Source organism: Enterobacter cloacae complex sp. P38RS, from assembly GCF_014930775.1.
GTDB lineage: Bacteria > Pseudomonadota > Gammaproteobacteria > Enterobacterales > Enterobacteriaceae > Enterobacter > Enterobacter bugandensis.
Window position 1 is genome coordinate 43,883 of sequence record NZ_JADBRS010000004.1, and the last position, 24,897, is coordinate 68,779.

General features: G+C 49.4%; 23 protein-coding genes, 1 tRNA gene and 1 pseudogene. 15 read left to right on the forward strand and 10 right to left on the reverse strand.

The annotated features are described in order from the left end of the window. Positions 1-42: 42 nt before the first annotated feature. Positions 43-486: an Lrp/AsnC family transcriptional regulator gene (locus IM303_RS07580; protein ID WP_048998349.1), complete on the forward strand. Its 444-nt coding sequence runs from the start codon at positions 43-45 to the stop codon at positions 484-486. 84 nt (positions 487-570) lie between these two features. Here the strand turns inward: IM303_RS07580 and IM303_RS07585 are convergent. The 3 genes from IM303_RS07585 to IM303_RS07595 all read right to left on the reverse strand — a co-directional run bounded on the left by IM303_RS07585 (position 571) and on the right by IM303_RS07595 (position 2,161). Beyond that, positions 571-655, reverse strand: a tRNA-Tyr gene (locus tag IM303_RS07585). A 158-nt stretch (positions 656-813) separates the two neighbouring features. Beyond that, positions 814-1,656: a formyltetrahydrofolate deformylase gene (gene purU / locus IM303_RS07590; protein WP_028013439.1), complete on the reverse strand. Its 843-nt coding sequence runs from the start codon at positions 1,654-1,656 to the stop codon at positions 814-816. A 46-nt stretch (positions 1,657-1,702) separates the two neighbouring features. Further along, positions 1,703-2,161, reverse strand: a complete 459-nt coding sequence (locus IM303_RS07595) for a YchJ family protein (protein ID WP_048999274.1) — start codon at positions 2,159-2,161, stop codon at positions 1,703-1,705. Positions 2,162-2,275: 114 nt separating this feature from the next. On the opposite strand from IM303_RS07595, the gene rssA reads away from it, so the two are divergent. The 3 genes from rssA (at position 2,276) to galU (ending at position 5,392) form a co-directional block, all read left to right on the forward strand. After that, positions 2,276-3,178, forward strand: coding sequence for a patatin-like phospholipase RssA (gene rssA, locus IM303_RS07600; protein ID WP_047368711.1), 903 nt, complete (start codon positions 2,276-2,278; stop codon positions 3,176-3,178). A gap of 91 nt (positions 3,179-3,269) precedes the next feature. Next, positions 3,270-4,283, forward strand: a complete 1,014-nt coding sequence (rssB, locus tag IM303_RS07605) for a two-component system response regulator RssB (RefSeq protein ID WP_028013436.1) — start codon at positions 3,270-3,272, stop codon at positions 4,281-4,283. A gap of 200 nt (positions 4,284-4,483) precedes the next feature. Continuing rightward, a complete protein-coding gene (gene galU, locus IM303_RS07610) occupies positions 4,484-5,392 on the forward strand; it encodes a UTP--glucose-1-phosphate uridylyltransferase GalU (protein WP_028013435.1) in 909 nt (302 codons plus the stop codon). A gap of 198 nt (positions 5,393-5,590) precedes the next feature. On the opposite strand, the gene hns is transcribed toward galU, so the two are convergent. After that, a complete protein-coding gene (gene hns, locus IM303_RS07615; RefSeq protein ID WP_028013434.1) occupies positions 5,591-6,004 on the reverse strand; it encodes a histone-like nucleoid-structuring protein H-NS in 414 nt (137 codons plus the stop codon). A 548-nt stretch (positions 6,005-6,552) separates the two neighbouring features. Between hns and tdk the strand changes: the two genes are divergently transcribed. Further along, on the forward strand, positions 6,553-7,167 hold the full coding sequence (tdk, locus tag IM303_RS07620) for a thymidine kinase (RefSeq protein ID WP_028013433.1): 615 nt from the start codon (positions 6,553-6,555) through the stop codon (positions 7,165-7,167). Positions 7,168-7,233: 66 nt separating this feature from the next. Here the strand turns inward: tdk and adhE are convergent, their stop codons facing one another. Continuing rightward, the gene (gene adhE / locus IM303_RS07625; RefSeq protein WP_048999273.1) at positions 7,234-9,912 is read right to left on the reverse strand and encodes a bifunctional acetaldehyde-CoA/alcohol dehydrogenase; all 2,679 of its coding nucleotides are present in this window, start codon (positions 9,910-9,912) and stop codon (positions 7,234-7,236) included. A 478-nt stretch (positions 9,913-10,390) separates the two neighbouring features. On the opposite strand from adhE, the gene IM303_RS07630 reads away from it, so the two are divergent. The 7 genes from IM303_RS07630 to IM303_RS07660 all read left to right on the forward strand — a co-directional run bounded on the left by IM303_RS07630 (position 10,391) and on the right by IM303_RS07660 (position 18,279). Next, entirely contained in the window at positions 10,391-11,038 is a 648-nt protein-coding gene (locus IM303_RS07630; protein WP_041909604.1) for a YchE family NAAT transporter, read from the forward strand. A gap of 771 nt (positions 11,039-11,809) precedes the next feature. Next, complete coding sequence (gene oppA / locus IM303_RS07635) at positions 11,810-13,441, forward strand: oligopeptide ABC transporter substrate-binding protein OppA (RefSeq protein ID WP_028013430.1); 1,632 nt, start codon at positions 11,810-11,812, stop codon at positions 13,439-13,441. A gap of 83 nt (positions 13,442-13,524) precedes the next feature. Beyond that, positions 13,525-14,445, forward strand: coding sequence for an oligopeptide ABC transporter permease OppB (oppB, locus tag IM303_RS07640; protein WP_028013429.1), 921 nt, complete (start codon positions 13,525-13,527; stop codon positions 14,443-14,445). 14 nt (positions 14,446-14,459) lie between these two features. Further along, positions 14,460-15,368, forward strand: coding sequence for an oligopeptide ABC transporter permease OppC (gene oppC / locus IM303_RS07645; protein ID WP_028013428.1), 909 nt, complete (start codon positions 14,460-14,462; stop codon positions 15,366-15,368). An 11-nt stretch (positions 15,369-15,379) separates the two neighbouring features. Next, positions 15,380-16,393: an ABC transporter ATP-binding protein gene (locus IM303_RS07650; protein ID WP_028013427.1), complete on the forward strand. Its 1,014-nt coding sequence runs from the start codon at positions 15,380-15,382 to the stop codon at positions 16,391-16,393. Then, entirely contained in the window at positions 16,390-17,394 is a 1,005-nt protein-coding gene (gene oppF, locus IM303_RS07655; protein ID WP_041909608.1) for a murein tripeptide/oligopeptide ABC transporter ATP-binding protein OppF, read from the forward strand. Before IM303_RS07650 ends, oppF begins: the two co-directional genes overlap by 4 nt. A gap of 48 nt (positions 17,395-17,442) precedes the next feature. Continuing rightward, the gene (locus IM303_RS07660) at positions 17,443-18,279 is read left to right on the forward strand and encodes an ion transporter (RefSeq protein WP_045260682.1); all 837 of its coding nucleotides are present in this window, start codon (positions 17,443-17,445) and stop codon (positions 18,277-18,279) included. Positions 18,280-18,309: 30 nt separating this feature from the next. Here the strand turns inward: IM303_RS07660 and IM303_RS07665 are convergent, their stop codons facing one another. Both IM303_RS07665 and cls read right to left on the reverse strand, forming a co-directional pair. After that, entirely contained in the window at positions 18,310-18,639 is a 330-nt protein-coding gene (locus IM303_RS07665; protein WP_006810881.1) for an HI1450 family dsDNA-mimic protein, read from the reverse strand. A gap of 33 nt (positions 18,640-18,672) precedes the next feature. Beyond that, positions 18,673-20,133, reverse strand: a complete 1,461-nt coding sequence (gene cls, locus IM303_RS07670; RefSeq protein WP_028013424.1) for a cardiolipin synthase — start codon at positions 20,131-20,133, stop codon at positions 18,673-18,675. 144 nt (positions 20,134-20,277) lie between these two features. Here cls and IM303_RS07675 point away from each other — a divergent pair, with 144 nt between their 5' ends. The 3 genes and pseudogenes from IM303_RS07675 to IM303_RS22180 form a co-directional block, all read left to right on the forward strand. Then, positions 20,278-20,451, forward strand: a complete 174-nt coding sequence (locus tag IM303_RS07675) for a YciY family protein (RefSeq protein WP_086379783.1) — start codon at positions 20,278-20,280, stop codon at positions 20,449-20,451. Between the two features lie 106 nt (positions 20,452-20,557). Further along, entirely contained in the window at positions 20,558-21,193 is a 636-nt protein-coding gene (leuE, locus tag IM303_RS07680) for a leucine efflux protein LeuE (RefSeq protein ID WP_048999271.1), read from the forward strand. 147 nt (positions 21,194-21,340) lie between these two features. Further along, positions 21,341-21,550 (forward strand): annotated as a pseudogene (locus tag IM303_RS22180) (replication endonuclease); the annotation flags it as partial. Between the two features lie 233 nt (positions 21,551-21,783). On the opposite strand, the gene IM303_RS07685 reads toward IM303_RS22180, so the two are convergent. Genes IM303_RS07685 through IM303_RS07695 form a run of 3 tightly spaced genes read right to left on the reverse strand, consistent with a single transcriptional unit; the run spans position 21,784 to position 24,664 of the window. Beyond that, positions 21,784-22,455, reverse strand: a complete 672-nt coding sequence (locus tag IM303_RS07685; RefSeq protein ID WP_193359776.1) for a hypothetical protein — start codon at positions 22,453-22,455, stop codon at positions 21,784-21,786. Positions 22,456-22,469: 14 nt separating this feature from the next. Next, the gene (locus IM303_RS07690) at positions 22,470-23,603 is read right to left on the reverse strand and encodes a hypothetical protein (RefSeq protein ID WP_193359777.1); all 1,134 of its coding nucleotides are present in this window, start codon (positions 23,601-23,603) and stop codon (positions 22,470-22,472) included. Between the two features lie 2 nt (positions 23,604-23,605). After that, positions 23,606-24,664 carry a hypothetical protein gene (locus IM303_RS07695; protein WP_193359778.1) on the reverse strand — a complete coding sequence of 353 codons (1,059 nt, stop codon included), beginning with the start codon at positions 24,662-24,664 and terminating at the stop codon, positions 23,606-23,608. Between the last annotated feature and the right edge of the window lie 233 nt (positions 24,665-24,897).

Consider the following 24,897-nt stretch of genomic DNA (forward strand, 5'->3'; position numbering starts at 1 on the left):
AGGTTTAAGGTGTTAACTGCTTTTTTAAATTAGGTGAAACGAGTGGAATTCCTTATTGATGATATCGATCGGCAAATTTTAGCCTGCCTGGTTGAGGATGCGCGCATGTCGTTGAAGGTGCTCAGCGGCCGCATTGGCCTGACCTCACCCAGCACGGCAGAGCGTCTGAAGCGGCTGGAAGAGCGCGGTGTGATTCAGGGGTATGGCGCACGTGTGAATCTCGCGGCGCTGGGGTATACGCTGCAGGCGCTGGTACGGGTGCGGCCTTTGCCGGGGCTGTTGCATAAGGTGGATAAATACATACAGGCGATGCCGGAGTGTATTGAGAGCGACAAGGTGACCGGGGAAGACTGCTTTGTGATTAGGCTGGTGGTGCGATCGATAGAACAACTGGATGCGCTGCTGGACGGGCTGGCGGAGCATGCCCAATGTAATACGTCGATTGTGAAAAGTTCGCCGGTGAAGCGTCGTTTGCCGCCAATGTAGTCGTCTGTCGCCGGGTGGCGGCTGCGCCTTACCCGGCCTACGAAGGCGGACTCGGTTCGATTTTGTTCGGGTTTTTTGTAGTGATGGTGGTGGGGGAAGGATTCGAACCTTCGAAGTCGATGACGGCAGATTTACAGTCTGCTCCCTTTGGCCGCTCGGGAACCCCACCACGGGGTAATGCTTTTTTACTGGCCTGCTTCCTGCTGGAAGCGGGGCGCATCATATCAAATGAGACGCCCCTGTAAAGCATTCCTTTAGGGAAAAGAAGCTGTTTGCCTGCTTTTTATCCGTAAAGGCGCAAAGCTAATCAATTCATTTTCCGAAAGATTAAAGAATGATGGTTCTGTTACCGTAGACAAAGACACGCTGCGCCAGCACCTGATACAGGGCACGACTCAACACGTTCTTCTCAACGTCACGTCCGGCGCGCATCATATCTTCTGCGGTGTAGGTGTGATCCACGTGAATCACGTCCTGCATGATGATGGGACCTTCGTCCAGATTGTCATTCACGTAGTGCGCGGTTGCGCCGATGATCTTCACGCCGCGCTCGTACGCCTGGTGATAAGGCCGCGCGCCAATAAAGGCCGGCAGGAACGAGTGGTGAATGTTGATAATCTTGTTCGGGAAGCGGGCGACGAAGGAAGGCGTCAGCACGCGCATATATTTCGCCAGCACCACGTAGTCCGGGTTATGCGCTTCAATGGCAGCAGCCATCAGGTTGTCGTGCTCTTCACGGGTATGGCCTTCATGGCTCACCAGCTCAAACGGAATATCAAAACGCTCAACCAGCGTGCGCAGGGTTTCGTGGTTGCCAATAACAGCGGCAATTTCTACGTCCAGGCCGCCGTAATTGGCCTTCATCAACAGATCGCCCAGGCAGTGAGCTTCTTTCGTCACCAGAATCACAATGCGACGACGGCCCGCAGGATTCAGCTCACGCACGGAACCGTCCGGCAGCGCGCTGTCCAGATCGGCCAGCAGGGTGGTGTCGTTGAAAATGCCTTCCAGTTCGGTACGCATGAAGAAGCGACCGGTACGGTGGTCAACGAACTCGTTGTTCTGCACGATATTCAGTTCATGCTTGTAGCAAATATTGGTGATTCGTGCGATCAGCCCTTTTTGATCGGGACAGATAGTGCGCAGAACTTTACGTTGTAATGATTGCATCGCCGGGAAATCCTGTTTGTATTTGCGAAGTCTGGGTTGTCAGGCGTTACTGCCCGCAACACTTTTTGAATTTTTTTCCTGAACCACAAGGGCAGGTATCGTTACGACCAAACTGTGGGCGCGTACCGTCAATATAATACCACTGCCCGCTTTCCTTTAAGAACCGGGAACGCTCGATAATGGCGCCAGGCCTGGCGTTCTCGGTAAAACGGGCAACAAAGCTGACAAAGCCTTCGTCGTGGTGGCTACCGGGTGACGATTCAAACACGGTAAGCCCAAGCCAGTGGGTGTTGGTGAACCCGGCTTCGATCTCCTGTCGGAAATCGGCGGCGTGGCAGGACGGGTGCCAGGTTTTTATCAGGTAGTCTGCGTCTTTGATCACAAAAGCAGTATACCGTGAACGCATGAGGTGTGACGGATCCGGTGCAACCTGATTGCCAGAAAGATATCGCTGGCAACATAGGCTATACTCCAGAGCGCTACCACAGGGGCAGAGTTGAGACACGATTCTCTTCCTGGAACAAAAAATAAGGGCGTAAAACGCCTCGGGTAGCACTATGTTAACTGAGCAGTTGCGTTGACGCTATGTCAGGAATCCAGGGGAAGTAAAACAGGGCTAATGAGAAAGGTTAAAATTGGACTGGCGCTGGGATCAGGTGCAGCCCGGGGATGGTCTCATATCGGCGTGATTAATGCCTTAAACAAGATGGGCGTTGACGTCGATATCGTAGCAGGATGTTCAATCGGATCGCTTGTCGGCTCCGCCTACGCGTGCGGCAAGCTTCCGGATCTCGAAACCTGGGTGCGCTCCTTCAGCTATTGGGACGTTCTGCGTCTGATGGATCTCTCCTGGCAGCGTGGTGGGCTGTTGCGCGGTGAACGCGTCTTTAACCAGTTCCGCCGGGTGATGCCTCTCGAAGACTTTACTGACTGCCGGATGCCTTTCGGCGCCGTCGCAACCAATCTCAGCACAGGCCGTGAACTCTGGCTGACCGAAGGGGATATTCACCTTGCGGTGCGTGCTTCATGCAGTATTCCTGGGCTTATGGCGCCCGTGCCCCATAACGGTTACTGGCTTGTCGATGGTGGCGTCGTGAACCCGGTTCCCATCTCTCTGACGCGCGCCATGGGGGCGGATATCGTCATCGCCGTTGATTTGCAGCACGACGCTCATCTAATGCAGCAAGACCTTATGCCGGTCAATCTGCAGAGCGAAGATGCCGACATCGAAAAGCTTGCCTGGCATGAACGCCTGCGCGGAAGAATTGGTCGCCTGGCCGCACGACGCTCGGTTGCCGCACCGACGGCCATGGAGATCATGACCACCTCAATTCAGGTTCTTGAGAATCGCCTTAAACGTAACCGTATGGCTGGCGATCCTCCGGATATTCTTATTCAGCCTTACTGTCCGCAAATCTCTACCCTTGATTTCCATCGGGCTGAGGCCGCCATCGCAGCGGGCTCGCTAGCCGTCGAAAAGAAAATAGACGAGTTGCTGCCGTTTGTGCGAACAGCACGTTAAGCACCTTTTTTTGACTACTTCAGCAAAATCTGACAGGCGATAGTGCCGATAGCATGCCACTATTTAGTAACTGTCAGCCAGGGGAGGAACCATGACGCAGCCATTGGCCGGAAAACACATTTTGATTGTTGAAGACGAGCCCGTTTTCCGATCGCTACTGGACTCGTGGTTATCCTCGCTGGGAGCAAACACTTTACTGGCTGAAGATGGTGTCGACGCGCTGGAAAAAATGACCGGTATTACGCCCGATCTGATGATTTGCGACATCGCGATGCCGCGAATGAATGGGCTGAAACTGGTTGAACATCTGCGCAACGAGGGTGACCAGATGCCCATTCTGGTGATCTCCGCGACGGAAAATATGGCGGATATTGCCAAAGCATTACGTCTTGGCGTTCAGGATATTCTGCTGAAACCCGTCAAAGATCTGAACCGGTTACGTGAGACGGTATTAGCGTGCCTTTATCCAAATATGTTTAATTCCCGCGTTGAGGAAGAGGAACGCCTTTTTCAGGACTGGGACGCGCTGGTGAGTAATCCGCCAGCGGCGGCGAAATTGTTGCAAGAACTTCAGCCTCCCGTTCAGCAAACTATTTCCCACTGCCGCGTAAACTATCGCCAGCTGGTGGCGGCCGATCAGCCTGGGCTGGTGCTGGATATTGCACCTCTGTCTGATTCCGACCTCGCATTTTATTCTCTGGACGTAACCCGTGCAGGGGATAATGGCGTATTAGCTGCATTGTTACTTCGCGCGCTCTTTAATGGATTATTGCAGGAACAGTTATCACATCAGGGACAACGGCTCCCTGAGTTAGGCAGTTTACTCAAACAGGTAAACCAGCTTTTTCGTCAGGCCAATTTACCCGGACAGTTCCCGCTGCTGGTTGGTTATTACCATAGCGGTTTAAAGAATCTTATCCTCGTTTCTGCAGGTCTCAACGCGTCACTGAATACCGGGGAACACCATATTCAGGTGAGTAACGGGGTGCCGCTTGGAACACTGGGAACGGCGTATCTAAATCAAATTAGCCATCGCTGTTCTTCCTGGCAGTGCCAAATTTGGGGTGCCGGGGGAAGGCTTCGCTTAATGTTGTCCACGGAATAAGCAATTGGATCTTAATTTTAAGATTGCTTTACCTGTGTTTTCTCGGGAGTGCTACTATCGCTGCCCAGATTCATGCGTATTTGTCCTAATTCATCGGCAACGCGTTCTTTTCAGACCCGGACTGCGGGGCGAGGCTGATATACTCAACGCGTTATTTATTGCATAAAAGTTCAAAACTTGAACAGCTCAGGAGAATTTGAATGGCTGCCCTAAATTCGAAAGTCAGAAAGGCCGTCATCCCGGTAGCGGGATTGGGGACCAGGATGTTACCAGCAACTAAGGCGATTCCTAAAGAGATGCTGCCTCTGGTTGATAAGCCATTAATCCAGTATGTCGTTAATGAGTGTATCGCGGCCGGCATTACTGAAATTGTGCTGGTTACGCATTCATCTAAAAACTCTATCGAAAACCACTTCGATACAAGTTTTGAACTCGAAGCCATGCTGGAAAAACGCGTTAAGCGTCAGCTGTTAGAAGAAGTTCAGTCTATTTGCCCTCCGCACGTCACCATTATGCAGGTTCGTCAGGGGCTGGCTAAAGGTCTGGGCCACGCGGTTATGTGTGCACACCCAGTTGTGGGTGATGAGCCCGTCGCGGTTATTCTGCCTGACGTGATTCTGGATGAATACGAATCCGATCTTTCCCAGGACAACCTGGCTGAGATGATCCACCGCTTCGACGAAACGGGCTGCAGCCAGATCATGGTTGAGCCAGTTGAAGACGTGACCGCTTACGGTGTGGTTGACTGCAAGGGCGTGAACCTTGAGCCAGGCGAAAGCGTGCCAATGGTTGGTGTCGTAGAGAAGCCTAAAGCCGACGTAGCGCCGTCTAATCTGGCAGTGGTGGGTCGCTATGTCCTGAGTGCTGAAATCTGGCCTCTGCTGGCGAAAACGCCTCCAGGAGCAGGGGATGAAATCCAGCTGACGGATGCCATTGATATGCTGATCGAGAAAGAGACCGTTGAGGCTTACCACATGAAAGGTAAGAGCCATGACTGCGGTAATAAGCTCGGTTATATGCAGGCGTTCGTTGAATACGGCATTCGCCATAATACGCTGGGTGAAGAATTTAAAGGCTGGCTCAAAGAGAGTATGGGTATTAAGAAATAATCCAGGCGTAAATCTATGAAACCGGTGTGGCCCTGCCCACCGGTTTTTTTATGCCCATAAAACGCCATGATCAGCCTGTTTGTAAGCGAAACTAAATAGTCGAATAACGCTTTATGACGGAGTGTAAGAGGATGTTAGTGATAAATTGCGGGCAAAAAAAATCCCACCAGAGGCGGGATTTTTCTGAATTCGGCTTGATTAATCCTTGATCAGGAAGTCATCCAGCTGTTTACCTTGCTCATCCATAGCTTTCTTGATTACAGCAGGAGTACGGCCCTGGCCGGTCCAGGTTTTAGTTTCGCCGTTCTCATCTACATAGCTATATTTAGCAGGACGGGCAGCGCGTTTTGCTTTGGTACCGGTTTTTGCAGCAGCAATGCTGTTCAGCAATTCATTTGGATCGATACCATCAGCAATCAGCATTTCACGATATTGCTGCAGTTTACGCGTACGCTCTTCGATTTCAGCTGCAGCAGCGCTTTCTTCTTCGCGACGTTCATTAACTACAACTTCTAATTTTTCCAGCATTTCTTCGAGCGTTTCAAGGGTACATTCTCTTGCCTGCGCACGAAGAGTACGGATGTTGTTCAGAATTTTAAGTGCTTCGCTCATTGTAGTAATCTCAAACTTATAATGGGGGGTGGTTTGTTGACCTAATAATAGAGCCATAAATTCAGATGTGCAATAGCCAGGAATGTAAGGAATTCAAAAAATACTAAATAAAGCCGCTATTATTAATTACGCTAACTTAAATTTCCTCTTTGGCAGTCTCGCTTGTTATCACGATAACCTGCTTAACCCCGCCGCTTGCATCTTTTTTTTGTGACATTTGCCGCAGGAATTATAGTTGCGGCGGATAAATATCAGCCTTTTGTATTAGTTCCAGGCGACGGTGTTAAGGCAGGAATAGTTAATAAATAGTGAATTTTAATGAACGTAGATTCCACAATAAAAAGAAGTGTTATGTTTGGCTAATCATATAACCTGTTCACCAGCATGACCGTCATTACTCTCTGTTTTAGCGGATTATTTTTGCGAAAAGAGGGCGTTTTACACCTTTCAGCACGGCATCGTTTGTGCGGCGTGTCGCTGATGACCAGACAAAATATGGTACAATGAATCATCGGGAATATTACACATTGATTAGGGTTTTACGGCCAATGGCACAACTTTATTTCTACTATTCGGCAATGAATGCCGGGAAATCCACCGCACTGCTGCAATCCTCATACAATTACCAGGAACGAGGAATGCGTACCGTTGTTTATACCGCTGAAATCGACGATCGCTTCGGTGCAGGGAAGGTGAGTTCCAGAATAGGCCTCTCTTCGCCAGCCAGGCTGTTTAACCCGCAAACTGACCTGCTGGAGGATATCCGCGCTGCGCATGCGTCAGAGCCCATTCATTGCGTGCTGGTTGATGAGAGCCAGTTCCTGACGCGTGAACAGGTGCACGCGCTCTCTGAAGTGGTTGATGAGCTCGATATCCCCGTTCTGTGCTACGGGCTGCGTACGGACTTCCGCGGGGAGCTGTTTGCCGGAAGCCAGTATTTGCTTGCCTGGTCAGATAAGCTGGTTGAACTAAAAACTATCTGTTTCTGCGGACGCAAGGCCAGCATGGTGCTTCGTCTCGACCAGGCTGGAAAACCTTATGCGGACGGTGAGCAGGTGGTGATTGGTGGTAATGAACGCTATGTGTCGGTCTGCCGTAAGCATTATAAGGAAGCGTTGTCCGTAGGCTCGCTGACGGCGATCCAGCACGACAACAGAAAATAATATCTGCCGTTATTCAGACATAAAAAAAACCCGCCATACAGGCGGGTTTTTTCCTCAGACTGTCAATTAAGCGCTTTTCTTCGCTTTCTTGTCAGCTTTAATGATCGGAGCTTCTGCTTTCACAGCAGCAACGTCACCTTCTTTGAACTCACGACCGTAGTAGGTATCCAGCAGAATCTGTTTCAGCTCGGAGATCAGTGGGTAGCGCGGGTTAGCACCAGTACACTGGTCATCGAAGGCATCTTCAGACAGCTTGTCTACGTGAGCGAGGAAGTCAGCTTCCTGAACGCCTGCTTCACGGATAGATTTAGGAATACCCAGTTCAGCTTTCAGGCTTTCCAGCCATGCCAGCAGTTTCTCAATCTTCGCAGCAGTACGGTCGCCCGGTGCGCTCAGACCAAGGTGGTCAGCGATTTCAGCATAACGACGGCGCGCTTGCGGACGGTCATACTGGCTGAACGCAGTCTGCTTGGTTGGGTTGTCGTTGGCGTTATAGCGGATAACGTTGCTGATCAACAGGGCGTTCGCCAGACCGTGAGGAATGTGGAACTGTGAACCCAGCTTGTGCGCCATAGAGTGGCAAACACCCAGGAAGGCGTTCGCAAACGCGATACCGGCGATGGTTGCTGCACTGTGGACACGTTCACGTGCTACAGGGTTTTTAGAACCTTCGTTGTAGGACGCTGGCAGGTTTTCTTTCAGCAGTTTCAGAGCCTGCAGAGCCTGACCGTCAGAGAACTCAGACGCCAGCACAGAAACGTAGGCTTCCAGCGCGTGAGTCACGGCATCCAGACCACCGAACGCACACAGAGACTTCGGCATTTCCATTACCAGGTTGGCATCAACGATAGCCATATCTGGCGTCAGCGCGTAGTCAGCCAGCGGATATTTCTGACCTGTTGCGTCATCTGTTACTACCGCGAATGGCGTCACTTCTGAGCCGGTACCGGAAGTAGTGGTGACGGCGATCATTTTCGCTTTCACGCCCATTTTCGGGAACTTGTAGATACGTTTACGGATGTCCATAAAGCGCAGCGCCAGCTCTTCGAAGTGGGTTTCCGGATGTTCGTACATAACCCACATGATTTTCGCGGCGTCCATTGGGGAACCACCACCCAGTGCGATAATCACATCTGGTTTGAAGGAGTTCGCCAGTTCAGCACCTTTGCGTACAACGCTCAGGGTTGGGTCAGCTTCAACTTCGAAGAACACTTCAGTTTCGACGCCAGCCGCTTTCAGCACAGAGGTGATCTGGTCAGCGTAGCCGTTGTTGAACAGGAAACGGTCAGTCACGATGAGCGCACGTTTGTGGCCATCAGTAATCACTTCATCCAGCGCGATTGGCAGAGAGCCACGGCGGAAGTAGATAGATTTCGGAAGTTTGTGCCACAACATGTTTTCAGCTCGCTTAGCAACGGTTTTCTTGTTGATCAGGTGTTTTGGACCAACGTTTTCAGAGATGGAGTTACCACCCCAGGAACCACAACCCAGAGTCAGGGAAGGTGCGAGTTTGAAGTTATACAGGTCACCGATACCACCCTGAGAAGCAGGGGTGTTAATCAGGATACGGGCAGTTTTCATCATCTGACCGAAGTGGGCGACACGCTCTGGCTGGTTATCCTGGTCGGTGTACAGACATGAGGTATGACCGATACCGCCCATGGCAACCAGCTTCTCGGCTTTTTCTACCGCGTCTTCGAAATCTTTCGCACGATACATAGCAAGCGTAGGAGACAGTTTTTCGTGAGCAAACGGCTCGCTTTCGTCAACAACTTTAACTTCACCGATCAGGATCTTGGTGGTCGCCGGAACGGTAAAGCCTGCGAGTTCAGCGATTTTATAGGCTGGCTGACCTACGATAGCAGCGTTCAGCGCGCCATTTTTGAGGATGATGTCCTGAACCGCTTTCAGCTCTTTGCCCTGCAGCAGGTAGCCGCCGTGGCTGGCGAAACGCTCGCGTACTGCATCGTACACGGAATCAACAACAACTACAGACTGTTCAGATGCACAGATAACGCCGTTATCGAAGGTTTTAGACATCAGCACAGACGCAACAGCACGTTTGATGTCAGCGGTTTCATCGATAACAACGGGGGTGTTACCTGCGCCTACACCGATTGCTGGTTTACCGGAGCTGTATGCTGCTTTAACCATACCAGGACCACCGGTCGCCAGAATCAGGTTAATGTCCGGGTGATGCATCAGCGCGTTAGACAGTTCAACAGAAGGTTGGTCGATCCAACCAATCAGATCTTTTGGTGCGCCCGCAGCAATTGCTGCCTGCAGAACGATGTCTGCTGCTTTATTTGTTGCGTCTTTCGCACGTGGATGTGGAGAGAAGATGATTGCGTTACGGGTCTTCAGGCTGATCAGCGATTTGAAGATAGCCGTTGAAGTAGGGTTAGTCGTTGGAACAATACCGCAAATGATGCCGATAGGTTCGGCGATGGTGATCGTCCCGAAGGTGTCGTCTTCAGACAGAACGCCACAGGTTTTCTCATCTTTATAGGCGTTGTAGATATACTCAGAAGCAAAGTGGTTTTTGATCACTTTATCTTCAACGATACCCATGCCAGATTCGGCAACGGCCATTTTAGCGAGAGGGATTCGAGCATCTGCAGCAGCCAGAGCGGCCGCGCGGAAGATTTTATCAACCTGTTCTTGGGTGAAATTGGCATATTCACGCTGGGCTTTTTTAACGCGCTCGACGAGGGCGTTCAGTTCAGCGATATTAGTAACAGCCATAATGCTCTCCTGATAATGTTTAAACTCTTTTAGTAAACCAGCGCTCGATACGTCAGACAGTATAGACAGTGCCAATACGACTTGCGTTACATAAAGTAAAACAAAGGGTTACTTTATGCTCCAGTACACTAATTTACTAAAAGAGCCTTACCTTAGCATCATCCCTTTTTGTCAGGTGACCTCCCTGGGGGCGTAATCAAGATTACTCACTTCTGAGTACGGAAATCATGATCTGCGTCAATTTTCCACCAAGCTGATACCTTTCAGCAGGGTTATTTAATGGATATATTTCCACTGTTAATTAATTAAGTAACTATTGGAAGTGACGCTATCATTGTCTCAACATATGTTTAACATTCTGAAATGCTAACGTTTTGGCACAGATTTCTGGTGAAGTATGCTAATAAAAAGCGTATCTTCAGCGCGATTTTTCCTAACAATGTAACTGTCCCGGGCATGCGCAAAAGCGGAGCAAAACGTGATCCAAACGCTCTTTGATTTTCCAACGTATTTCAAATTTTTTATTGGTCTGTTTGCCCTGGTCAACCCGGTGGGGATCATTCCTGTCTTCATTAGTATGACCAGTTACCAGACGGCGGCGGCCCGGAACAAAACCAATCTTACCGCTAACCTGTCTGTGGCAATCATTTTGCTCACCTCGCTTTTCCTGGGTGATGCAATTCTCCAGCTCTTTGGCATCTCGATTGACTCCTTCCGCATTGCGGGCGGGATCCTGGTGGTGACCATTGCCATGTCCATGATCAGCGGTAAGCTGGGTGAGGATAAGCAGAACAAGCAGGAAAAGTCAGAAACCGCCATCCGCGAAAGTATCGGCGTGGTTCCGTTGGCATTGCCCCTCATGGCCGGGCCGGGTGCCATCAGTTCAACTATTGTCTGGGGCACGCGTTACCATAGCCTCATGCATTTGATTGGTTTTTCTGTCGCGATTGCCGTTTTCGCGCTCTGTTGCTGGGGCGTATTCCGCATGGCGCCGTTGCTGGTACGCCTGCTGGGGCAGACCGGCATCAACGTTATTACGCGTATCATGGGGCTGCTGTTAATGGCACTCGGGATCGAGTTCATTGTCACGGGTATTAAAAGCATTTTCCCCGGCTTGTTACATTGATATTTCATACGAAAGAACGGCGCTTCGGCGCCGTTTTTTTTGTATCAATATCAGCAAATCATATAAATAAAGTTGAAAAGCTTACCTGTCATAATAAATTCTACTAATAATGTTCATCTCATATATTTCATAGAGTTATGAATTCATCTCAAGCCTGCCTGCACAGAAAATCTTCGAACGCACTGTTATTTTACTCACACGATAGTCTTGGGCTTGCTGCGGGATAACCGAAATGATATTAGTAATTTCAACATTTCGTTAGATGAATGTGCTAAATAATAATCAATTGTTAAATTTTCGTACAAAACTACCCGATGATAATGCAGCGACGCGCCAGAAGGGAAAATCTTCCATATTATTTTGAATTTTAAGTATTTTTTAGGGTTATCAACGTATGGAAGGGCTGGGCAGGACGATACAGCCTGGGCCGTAAAAGAGAATTGCTTAACAAATTTGCAAAATGTATTGGCGCGTGTTTACGCCATTTGATACTTTCCGGCCTACTATTTTGCAGCCTAAAACAAGTAGATGAGAATTATTTTCATATAATCCTCTTCTCAGATATCCAGCACAGGCCTCAAACAGGGGAGGCCTGGCAAGAATCGACGCAAGACGGCCATACGAGCGGTCAGTAATAAAAAAGTCGGTGATAGCAAGCAGTAAAAAAAGAACCTGACAGCAGCAAAAAAAACTCCTGCGCTGTACAGGCCCCAACAGGGGATTAGACAGCTGGCGAAAGCCAGTAATTATAATGAGTGGAGTACCAACACAATGTCCATCATCACAAAAAAAAATCTGGTAGCGGCGGGGATTTTAACTGCGCTAATCGCGGGAAACGCTGCAATGGCTGCGGACGTTCCTGCAGGTGTTCAACTGGCGGAAAAGCAGACGCTGGTGCGTAACAACGGTGCGGAAGTGCAGTCTCTCGATCCGCATAAAATTGAAGGCGTTCCTGAGTCAAACGTTAACCGCGACCTGTTTGAAGGTCTGCTGGTGACCGACGTTGACGGCCACCCGGCACCGGGGGTGGCAGAAAAGTGGGAAAATAAAGATTTCAAAGTCTGGACCTTCCATCTGCGTAAAGATGCCAAATGGTCCGACGGTACACCGGTTACCGCCGAAGATTTCGTATATAGCTGGCAGCGCCTGGCGAATCCAAATACCGCCTCTCCGTATGCGAGCTATCTGCAGTATGGCCACATCGCCAATATCGATGACATCATCGCCGGTAAAAAGCCGGTCACCGACCTGGGCGTGAAGGCGATCGATGCTAATACCTTTGAAGTGACGTTGAGCGAACCTGTTCCGTACTTCTATAAGCTGCTCGTTCACCCATCCGTCTCGCCGGTACCAAAATCCGCCGTGGAAAAATTTGGTGAAAAATGGACGCAGCCTGCCAATATCGTGACCAACGGCGCCTATAAGCTGAAAGACTGGGTGGTCAACGAACGTATGGTGCTGGAGCGTAACCCGCAGTACTGGGATAACGCGAAGACCGTGATTAATCAGGTCACCTACCTGCCAATCTCTTCCGAAGTGACCGACGTTAACCGCTACCGCAGCGGTGAAATCGACATGACCTATAACAACATGCCGATTGAACTGTTCCAGAAGCTGAAGAAAGAGATCCCGAAAGAAGTTCACGTCGATCCATATCTGTGCACCTATTATTACGAAATCAACAACCAGAAAGCACCGTTCACCGACGTGCGCGTTCGTACCGCGCTGAAGCTGGCACTGGATCGCGATATCATCGTGAACAAAGTGAAAAACCAGGGCGATCTGCCGGCGTACAGCTACACGCCTCCGTATACCGATGGGATGAAACTGGTTGAGCCTGAATGGTTCAAATGGTCGCAGGAAAAACGTAACGAAGAAGCGAAAAAACTGCTGGCTGAAGCAGGATACACCGCAGACAAGCCGCTGACGTTCAACCTGCTGTATAACACATCAGATCTGCATAAAAAACTGGCGATTGCCGTCGCGTCTATCTGGAAGAAAAACTTGGGCGTGAACGTTAAGCTGGAAAACCAGGAGTGGAAAACCTTCCTCGATACGCGTCATCAGGGGACCTTCGACGTGGCGCGTGCGGGCTGGTGTGCGGACTATAACGAACCGACATCATTCCTGAACACCATGCTCAGCGACAGTTCAAACAACACGGCGCACTATAAGAGCCCGGCGTTTGACAAGATCATCGCTGAAACCCTGAAAGTGTCTGACGATGCGCAGCGCGCAGAGCTGTACGCGAAATCAGAAGAACAGCTCGATAAAGACTCTGCAATTGTACCGGTTTACTACTACGTTAACGCCCGTCTGGTGAAACCGTGGGTAGGAGGTTATACCGGTAAAGACCCGTTGGATAATATTTCCGTTAAGAATCTTTATATTATCAAGCATTAATGGCAATACGTGGGGCGAGCCTGGCTTGCCCCACTGTGTCTACTTTGTAACATTCATCAGGCACACGCCAGAAGGTACGGGCAATGTTGAAATTTATCCTGCGTCGCTGTCTAGAAGCGATACCAACGTTATTTATTCTAATTACGATTTCCTTCTTTATGATGCGTCTCGCGCCGGGAAGTCCATTTACCGGTGAACGTACGTTGCCGCCAGAAGTCATGGCCAACATCGAGGCGAAGTATCACTTAAACGATCCCATCACCACCCAATACTTCAACTATCTGAAGCAGCTGGCGCACGGTGATTTTGGACCGTCATTTAAATATAAAGACTATTCCGTTAACGATCTGGTGGCCTCCAGCTTCCCGGTCTCGGCAAAACTGGGTGCTGCAGCATTCATTCTTGCCGTCGTTCTCGGGGTCACTGCAGGCGTTATCGCCGCGCTCAGACAAAATACCAAATGGGATTATGCCGTAATGGGGGTGGCAATGACCGGGGTAGTCATACCCAGCTTCGTTGTCGCGCCATTGCTGGTGATGATATTTGCCATCACGCTGAAATGGCTGCCCGGGGGCGGCTGGAACGGCGGGGCATTGAAGTTCATGATTTTGCCGATGGTGGCATTATCGCTGGCCTACATCGCCAGTATCGCGCGTATTACCCGTGGTTCAATGATCGAAGTGCTGCACTCAAACTTCATCCGCACCGCGCGCGCGAAAGGGCTGCCGATGCGCCGGATCATCTTCCGCCACGCGCTCAAGCCGGCGCTGCTGCCTGTGCTCTCCTATATGGGACCGGCATTCGTCGGCATCATTACGGGTTCAATGGTTATCGAAACAATTTACGGCCTGCCGGGTATTGGTCAACTGTTCGTAAACGGGGCGCTTAACCGTGACTACTCGCTCGTTCTGAGCCTCACGATCCTCGTGGGCGCACTGACCATTCTCTTTAACGCCGTTGTCGATGTGCTTTATGCCGTTATCGACCCGAAAATTCGTTACTAACGCTGGAGCACGCCATGATGTTGAGTAAGAAAAACAGCGAGGCGCTGGAAAACTTCAGTGAAAAACTGGAAGTAGAAGGTCGTAGCCTCTGGCAGGACGCGCGCCGTCGCTTTATGCATAACCGTGCGGCGGTCGCCAGCCTGGTTGTGCTGGTGATCATCGCGCTGTTTGTCACCCTGGCGCCGATGCTGTCGCAATTTACCTATTTCGATACGGACTGGGGCATGATGTCCAGCGCGCCTGATATGGAGTCCGGCCACTATTTCGGTACCGATTCATCCGGCCGTGATTTGCTGGTGCGCGTGGCGATTGGTGGCCGTATTTCTCTGATGGTCGGTATCGCCGCCGCGCTGGTGGCGGTGATCGTGGGGACGCTTTACGGGGCGCTTTCCGGCTACCTTGGCGGCAAAGTAGACTCGGTGATGATGCGTCTCCTGGAAATCCTGAACTCCTTCCCGTTTATGTTCTTCGTGATTTTGCTGGTGACCTTCTTCGGCCAGAACATCCTGTTGATCTTCGTGGCCATCGGGATGGTTTCCTGGCTGGATATGGCGCGTATCGTGCGCGGCCAGACGCTGAGCCTCAAACGCAAAGAGTTTATCGAAGCGGCGCAGGTAGGGGGGGTATCAACCAGTAATATCGTGGTTCGCCATATCGTGCCTAACGTGCTGGGCGTGGTGGTGGTCTATGCCTCACTGCTGGTGCCAAGCATGATTCTGTTTGAATCCTTCCTCAGCTTCCTGGGGCTGGGCACGCAGGAGCCACTGAGCAGCTGGGGCGCGCTGCTGAGCGACGGCGCAAACTCGATGGAAGTTTCACCGTGGCTGCTGCTTTATCCGGCGGGTTTCCTGGTCGTTACCCTGTTTTGTTTTAACTTTATCGGCGATGGCCTGCGTGATGCCCTCGACCCGAAAGACCGTTAAGGAGCGCCGTCATGACAATTATTGAAACGGCCACCGCGCCACAGGCGCAGCAGCAGAGCAATCTTCTGCTGGATGTTAAAGACCTCCGCGTGACCTTTAAAACCCCGGACGGCGATGTTACTGCGGTCAACGATCTCAACTTTAACCTGAGCAAAGGGGAAACGCTGGGGATCGTGGGTGAATCCGGCTCCGGAAAATCCCAGACGGCATTTGCGTTAATGGGCCTGCTGGCCGCTAACGGCGTGATTGGCGGTTCGGCGAAATTCAACGGTCGCGAAATTCTTAACCTGCCGGAGCTCGAGCTGAACAAGCTTCGCGCCGAACAGATCTCAATGATTTTCCAGGATCCGATGACCTCCCTGAACCCGTATATGCGCGTCGGTGAGCAGCTGATGGAAGTCCTGATGCTGCACAAAGGTCTGGGCAAAGCGGAAGCTTTTGAGGAATCCGTTAAAATGCTGGATGCGGTAAAAATGCCGGAAGCGCGCAAGCGCATGCGCATGTTCCCGCACGAGTTCTCTGGCGGTATGCGTCAGCGCGTGATGATTGCCATGGCGCTGCTGTGCCGGCCAAAACTGCTGATTGCCGATGAACCGACTACCGCGCTGGACGTCACCGTGCAGGCGCAAATCATGACCCTGCTGAACGAGCTTAAGCGTGAGTTCAACACGGCGATTATCATGATCACCCACGATCTGGGGGTGGTTGCCGGTATCTGTGACAAAGTGCTGGTGATGTACGCCGGGCGCACCATGGAATACGGCAAAGCGCGCGACGTGTTCTATCAGCCAGCCCATCCGTACTCGATTGGCCTGCTGAACGCGGTGCCGCGTCTTGATGCGGAAGGGGAGTCCCTGCTCACCATTCCGGGCAACCCGCCAAACCTGCTGCGACTGCCGAAAGGCTGTCCGTTCCAGCCGCGCTGCCCGCACGCGATGGAAATCTGTAACAGCGCGCCGCCGCTGGAAGAATTTGCCCCAGGCCGTCTGCGCGCCTGCTTTAAGCCGCAGGAGGAGCTGGTATGAACGCAGTAGATGAAAAACGCAACGTGCTGCTCGAAATCGCCGACCTCAAGGTGCATTTCGACATCAAAGATGGCAAGCAGTGGTTCTGGCAGCCGCCGAAGACCCTGAAAGCGGTAGATGGCGTTACCTTGCGTTTGTATGAGGGGGAAACCCTGGGAGTGGTGGGTGAATCCGGCTGCGGTAAATCCACCTTTGCGCGTGCGATTATCGGTCTGGTGAAAGCCACCGGCGGCAAAGTGGCCTGGCTGGGTAAAGATCTGCTGGGCATGAAGCCTGACGAGTGGCGCGACGTGCGCAGCGATATCCAGATGATTTTCCAGGATCCGCTGGCGTCATTAAACCCGCGTATGACCATCGGTGAGATTATCGCCGAACCGCTGCGCACCTATCATCCAAAGATGCCGCGTCAGGAAGTCCGCGACCGCGTGAAGGCGATGATGCTCAAAGTCGGGTTGTTGCCTAACCTCATTAACCGTTACCCGCATGAATTTTCAGGCGGCCAGTGTCAGCGTATTGGCATTGCGCGTGCGCTTATCCTTGAGCCGAAACTGATTATTTGTGATGAACCGGTCTCTGCGCTTGACGTGTCGATTCAGGCGCAGGTGGTTAACCTGCTTCAGAAACTACAGCGCGAAATGGGGCTGTCGCTGATCTTCATTGCGCACGACCTGGCGGTGGTAAAACACATCTCCGACCGCGTGCTGGTGATGTACCTGGGCCATGCCGTGGAACTGGGAACCTATGACGAGGTGTACCATAACCCGCTGCACCCCTATACCAAAGCGCTGATGTCGGCGGTGCCGATCCCCGATCCGGATCTGGAAAAGAATAAAACGATTCAGCTTCTGGAAGGGGAATTGCCGTCGCCGATCAATCCGCCGTCGGGCTGCGTGTTCCGCACGCGATGCCCGATGGCCGGGCCGGAATGCGCGAAAACGCGACCGGTGCTGGAGGGCAGTTTCCGACATGCGGTTTCCTGCCTGAAAGTAGACCCGCTATAATCGCAAGGGCTGACATGACGTCAGCCCTTATTTTTTTGCGAGGTTACCGTGTCGCGTTTATTCACTTCAGCCCGTCGGCGGCTCTATCATCTTTTATTCGATCCTGAAACGGTATCGGGACGCCGTTTTGAAGGTCTGTGTGCGCTGTTTGCGCTATTGAGCGTAGTGGTCATCTTTATTGAATCGGGGGTGGGGACGCAATATCACCTGACATTTGAGGAATGGCATGCGTTTGTCTGGCTGGAACTTATTATTACCCTGGTCTTTACCGCTGAGTATATTCTGCGTGTTGTTTGCTGGCCCAACCCGGCAAAGTACGTCTTTAGCTTCTGGGGCTTTATTGATTTAGCGACGATCCTGCCGCTCTATGTGATGTGGCTGTGGCCGGAGATCAGCCTCAACTATGTTTTCGCCTGGCGAGCGATGCGCGTTATTCGGGTCTTGCGTATCCTGAAGTTACTGCGCTTTATGCCGTCGCTGCGCGTATTCTGGAGCGCGATCGTCAGCGCACGCCATCAGCTTATTCTGTTCTATTCGTTTATTGCCATCGTGATGATTGTTTTTGGCGCGCTGATGTATTTGATCGAAGGGCCGAAATATGGCTTCACGACGCTCAACGCTTCCGTCTACTGGGCGATAGTGACCGTTACGACCGTGGGGTATGGCGATATCACGCCCCATACGCCGCTGGGACGGATTGTGGCATCCGTGCTGATTCTGATTGGGTATTCGGTAATTGCCATTCCGACGGGGCTTATTACCACGCACATGAGCAGCGCGTTTCAGAACCATAAACAGCGGCGCAAATGTCCGAACTGCCACCAGGCCGATCATGAACACAGCGCGCGGTTTTGCAACCGCTGCGGAAGCGCGTTACCGGATTAAATAAAAAAGGCTGCTATCGCAGCCTTTTTATTATTCGCGCCAGAGTATGTGGCACAGCTTGTGGTCTTTCTCTCGACACAGCAGGACGCGCGCAAAAATGTCGTTAATTTCACCGCCGTCTTCATCAGCCAGCCCAATAACCACTTCGGCAAAGAAGTCAGGGTTCAGGTCGAAATCTACATGTTCGGCCCAGTCCTCTGAAGGGTCGAACAATTCGGCACCGCCGCGCTCTTCGAACTGCAGATTAAAGAGGATCACGTCTGCGGGATCGAGGTTATCAACCGCCAGTTCGAGAAAAATGTCATAGGCCTGCTCGAGCGTTTCGTCTTCGGTCAGGCGATTGTTCAGATCCATTTCCATGATGACTACCTGTTTAACATCGTTGGGCACGTTTTACAGCAACGGACTAAAGAAGTAAAACAGTCGTTCAGCTATTCGCTGCCATAACGGACGTTTTACCCACAGCCTGGCATCCAGCAGCCGCGAGCGGGAGATATAGTCATCCTGAACCGCCGCCAGGTCACCGCCAAAGCCGGCGTCATCAATCACCAGGGTGATTTCAAAGTTTAGCCACAGGCTGCGCATATCAAGGTTAACCGTGCCCACCAGGCTTAATTCGCCGTCGACCAGCACGCTCTTGGTGTGCAGGAGCCCGCCTTCAAACTGGTAAATTTTCACCCCGGCGGCAAGCAGTTCGCTAAAGAAGGCACGGCTGGCCCAGCCCACCAGAAGGGAGTCATTTTTGCGTGGCAGAATGATACTGACATCGACGCCGCGCTGCGCTGCGGTACAAATCGCGTGCAGCAGATCATCGCTGGGGACAAAGTAGGGCGTCGTCATGATCAGATATTCACGCGCGGAGTAGGTTGCCGTCAGCAGCGCCTGGTGAATCAAGTCCTCCGGGAAGCCTGGTCCGGAGGCGATGGTATGAATTGTATGACCGCTGGCCTCTTCAAACGGCATAATATTGCCATCCGGCGGTGGCGGCAGGATACGCTTGCCGGTTTCTATCTCCCAGTCGCAGGAGTAAACGATCCCCATCGAGGTGGCAATCGGCCCCTCCATTCGCGCCATCAGATCCACCCATTGCCCGACGCCGGAGTCCTGTTTAAAGAAGCGCGGGTCAACCATGTTCATACTGCCGGTGTAGGCAATATAGTTATCGATCATGACCATTTTACGGTGCTGGCGAAGGTCCATCCGGCGCAGAAACACGCGCAGGAGATTCACCTTCAGTGCCTCAACCACCTCTATACCGGCGTTACGCATCATGCCCGCCCAGGGGCTACGGAAAAATGCCACGCTGCCCGCGGAGTCCAGCATCAGACGGCAGTGGATCCCCCTGCGTGCGGCCGCCATCAGGGATTCAGCGACCTGGTCAGCCATGCCGCCGGGCTGCCAGATATAAAACACCATCTCAATATTATGGCGAGCCAGCTGAATATCGCGGATTAACGCCTGCATGACATCATCGGACGACGTCAGAAGCTGGAGCTGATTGCCCTTAACGCCGCCAATCCCCTGGCGGCGCTCGCAGAGCTTAAACAGCGAGGAGGCGACGCTGCTGTTCTCCTCGGCAAAGATATGCTTACAGGCTTTGAGATCGTTAAGCCACTTCGCGGTGGAAGGCCACATTGCGCGCGCCCGCTCGGCACGGCGTTTACCCAGATGAAGCTCACCGAAAGAGAGATAGGCAATAATTCCCACCAGTGGGAGGATATAAATGATCAGAAGCCAGGCCATGGCAGAGGGTACGGCTCTGCGCTTCATCAGGATGCGTAACGTCACACCCGCGATTAACAGCCAGTATCCCAGAATGACCAGCCAACTCACCACGGTGTAGAAGGTTGTCATAGATAAAAAAATCCTTTTGAAAGCGTATTGTTATGAGTGTACGCATCAGGATTCATCTGGCAAATAAAAACGCCAGGTAAAAGCGCTGGTTTGCTGCCGGGTTGGGTTTATAATGGCGGCTCTGTTTGAGAAAGAGTTGTAGACATGAAGCGCAGTAGAACAGAAGTAGGGCGCTGGCGTATGTTGCGACAGGTGAGTCGTCGCAAGGCTCGTTGGCTGGAAGCACAATCCCGCCGCAATATGCGTATCCACGCCATCAGAAAATGTGGATTGACCCGGCACCGCAATGCGTTGCTGTTCGCAGTCCAGGATATCTGAAACCCATGAGGGCACCGCAAGGTGCCCGCTGATTATATTTTGTCTTATTTTGCGAATATCGTTATTGCGGCGATATTCTGGTTATTTTTAGCAAAAGGAGGGAGAGGTGTTTGCGGAGTTTGGTGTACTGAATTTCTGGACGTATGTTGTTGGCGCATTTTTTATCGTGCTGGTTCCCGGGCCAAACACCCTGTTTGTGCTGAAAACGGGGATCGGTCACGGTGTTAAAAAAGGGTATCTTGCCGCGACCGGCGTGTTTATCGGTGATGCGGTATTGATGTTCCTGGCCTGGGCGGGTGTTGCGGCATTGATCCAGACGACCCCCGTACTCTTTAATATCGTGCGCTATCTCGGGGCTTTCTATCTGCTGTGGTTGGGCGGAAAAATGCTCTGGTCGGTGATCACACGTCAGAATAATACTCAAGAGAGCGGAACCGAGCCTGCCAGCACGATCATGAAACGCTCCCTCGTCCTGAGCCTGACCAATCCAAAAGCGATTCTGTTCTACGTTTCGTTCTTTGTGCAGTTTATCGACGTGAATGCGCAAAATACCGGGACCTCTTTCCTGATCCTCGCTACCACGCTTGAGCTGATTAGCTTTATGTACATGAGCTTCCTGATCTTCTCTGGGGCGTTTGTTACGCGTTATCTGAAAACCAAAAAGAAACTGGCAAAGCTGGGGAACGGGCTGATAGGGCTGCTGTTTGTCGGGTTTGCGGCGCGGTTAGCGTCACTGCATTGATGTGAAGAAAGGCTCCTGCGGGAGCCTTTTTAATGTCTGGCGTAGCTGGAAAGCCGCGCCAGACAAGGCTTCACGTTTTACTACTAGCAGTCAAAAGCCATAAAAAGCGGCTAGGGTGTGGACACATTGTGGACACTCTGACCACCATTAGCACCTTCAGCGCGCCTGACAAAATCGCAGCGCGACCAGATATCACGCATCCGGATTGACCTCGCACAGCACGGCATCACGCCGGAACGGTGGGAGCTGGATGTACTGGCGCGAGGTGCGACGGTGACCTACGGCGAGAAAAAATTCAGTTATGCGGTTGTTGATGAGTGGCCGGGGGCTTCAACACAATCGGAGTGGAAACAATGACAACCAAGATAATCCAGATAGGTAATTATCATACACATAAAATGAATATGTGCGTGATATTTTTACTTTCCTCCCTTTGTTATACATAACACCGTGTATTTACACAGTACTTATTGTGAGAGCTAAGTGGATAGAGAGCTAGATGAGCAGGTTGTGCTTGAACGAGTAGAAATGTTAGATTTTAATTATAAGCACTCTGAGGTAATTTCAGAGTGCTTAGTAGTAAATTAAATCTAAGAGGCGAAGTTGGTTACAGTAGAGAATATTTCTTCGAATATTTCTTCTGGAAAGTTAATGGAACCATTGGAGTTTACCTCCAAAGATTCATAACCAGCATTGTTCTTTACATTAAGTTTTACTTTATCGATGGTGAATTTAGCATTCTTGAAGATATTCTTAATCTCATCAATAGCATCGCTTGAAGACTCAAGTTCCAAAATACCAGAAGTATGTTTGTTGAAAGTTAAATCTTTCAATTTGGCTTTATGAACTTGCACTTTTTCGAACTGAGGTGTAAGCAATTGAATGAAATCATCAATTTTTATAGTTAGTAACGAAACGTTAAAGTCAGACTCCGTTGCCTTAATAACATTTGATATAAAGCTTTTTATGCTTCTTGGTGGAGATTCAATAATAAGAATAAATCTATCATTATGTGCTCTACAAAACCAAAAGTTAAAATGGATATATTTGAAGTGTTCAAACTCAGTTTCATTACCATATGGATCAGTGATGATTTCACGTACTTCAATTCTTTCAACATACTTTGATGATATAAAATTTTCTTCATATGTGTTAATGCTAAAACCCCATCCTTTATCACTGTCAAAAGGAGTGTCAATGATAGATTTATATAACCCATCAAGTCCTGCTGGGAAGTTGGCATTAAACCATTTTGTTTTCATAGCAACTCCTTTTATTATTCAGTGACAACCTCAAGTGTATGCGAGGAAACTATTTTCCCAGAAATAGCTCGAGCTGTATTTTCTATGGATAATAATAACACATTCTCTTTTTCTTTATCTACATTTTGGCGGTGAGTGTAATCATTTATTTTTTTGTACTTGTAGAGACCGCGAACTAAGTAAGAAAACAATTTACAATTGTCGGGGTCCACGAATTGAGCTTCGAATTCATATTTATCGGAATCTTTGAAGTGCTCTACTACTGAAATCCAAACAATCTTAGTAATGTAAAAACCTTTACTTAATAACTCTTTTAGTTCTGGTGATTCCAGTACGCCGCGACCTTTGAGTGATGCCTTGGATATATGATAACCAGTGTCAATGACAGTATCATCGTCATCATCATCATGTTCATCGTCATCAACAGGTTCATTATCTTGTTTAGGATGTTTTTTTGCCTCTAAAATAGGGTGGGTTACATAAACATCTGAAACATCTATACATTTATAGTTAGGCATGCTGATAATCAATTGCTTAAAGAAATTACTTCGCTCAGTGTGATCTTTAACAGTTTCAAGCGATATCTCTTCTAAGCTGGCTTGAGCTTCTTGATTCTCTTCTTTAATCTTTCCAATGAGACGGTCGTTAAAATCTCTGGCCTTAGCATTCTGCGGAAAACGAGTGATATATTCTCCAGTCTCATTAATTTCGACTTGGATTTTAGCTTCGCGAGATGATGACTGGCGGAATTCACTCATTTTATAGTCTAATTTTACATATTTTACTGATACATCGAATCCTTTTTCGGTGAAAGTTATGTTTGTTATATCACCTTCCTTTTGGAGATCTTCGCAAATGGATTTTAGAGTTGCCTCCATATCATCTTTTTTAATAGAGGTGTTAACAATGTTAATAGATAATTTCTCTCTTCTTCCGACTGAACCAAGAATTCCAGAAAGATATTCGAAATCATCATATCCATGATAGTTTTTTGAAAAATCTAATGCTAAAGCTTTACGTTTCGTCTCTTTGGATATGATTGTACCTCTTTTGAAGAAAAGGCTTTTCATATCTTCATGAGTAACCTTTGTTTGATTTAGCGCATCAAACATAGCCTTGTCATTTACACTATATAAACCGATTTTCATTATTATCGTTCCCAACCAATTTCAACTGAACTAAATCGAGGTTTGGTAAATTCCACTTGGTGAAAGTCAATTGTGTTTATTATTTTTTGTTTGTGTTCGTCAAAACCCCATTCTCTAGAATAAGTTTCTTTAGCTCGCATAAAAATGCTGCGCACATCTTTAAATATATTTGGATGAACGATCCTGATTCTTATTTTTTCATTGCCATCAAGAAGTTGATATTTTGATAATGTATCTAGTATATAAATGAACTCTAATTCATTTTTTCCTTCGCCGTTGTAGTAAATTACATATCCGTGGTCAAATGTCTTTTCCCACTTTTCTGTGTCTTCATTACAATGCTTAACATCATTGTGTTTAATAATAAGAAATGGGTCGGTTAATAATTCGACTGTTGCTGGATGATCTTCAGGAGAGCCACTGACTTTATGCAATGATAAATCAGGATAAAAGAACTGATAATTTCTACCGAGTGGAAACTCTCGTTTATGGCTTAAATGAGATAAGTCAGAGATTATGGATTGAAGATAATTTATCGTTCTTGGTTCGATTATATGTATTTTTTGACCTTGTTTTAAAGGTATATTGTCAAGATTTATACCTCGTTGTATTTTATCCGTTTCTGAAACGTGAGACTGGTAAAATACATCATAAAAAGATTGGTCGAAATCACCATCATGATTATAAACAAATAACATACCTCTGACCTCAGAGGATCCGCTTTGATAAGAGTACCGTTCTTTCCATTCCTTACTACCTTCGGCACAGTCTATTGAATTGGCTAATGACACCAAGGCTTTCCGCATTGAAGTTGAAGTGATAGAACCTTTAACATAACTCTTTAAATCAGTGTTTAAAAAAACAGTTCTATTCAGATAGGGGTCTTTGTAGGAAAAAACCACATCTGTTGGATGAGTACCTGATTTAGCCTTATGTTGTTCTTTTTTCATACATGGGAAATTCTCATTAGTTGTACCAACGAGGTCCCATTTAAACCATCTAAATAAATCAGAAGATAATTTTTCTGCCATTTTTGAAATATTTTCTGTTTCACCTGCCATGGATAGTCACCTATATTTTGGGGTAAGTCTCTAAATGTCAGCCTACGGTCAGACTCATCTGTACGCTACGAGAAAGACCTGACATAGAGATCAGTATCATATTCTTCATTTCTTTGCATTGTATTGCATGGAAATGCATGACTTTTTTCAACCGCGGTCATCCATTTCAATGTAGGCAGCTCAGGGTTGTATGGCGAAGTGCAACTGCATTAAAACCGACCCATAAAGCGGGC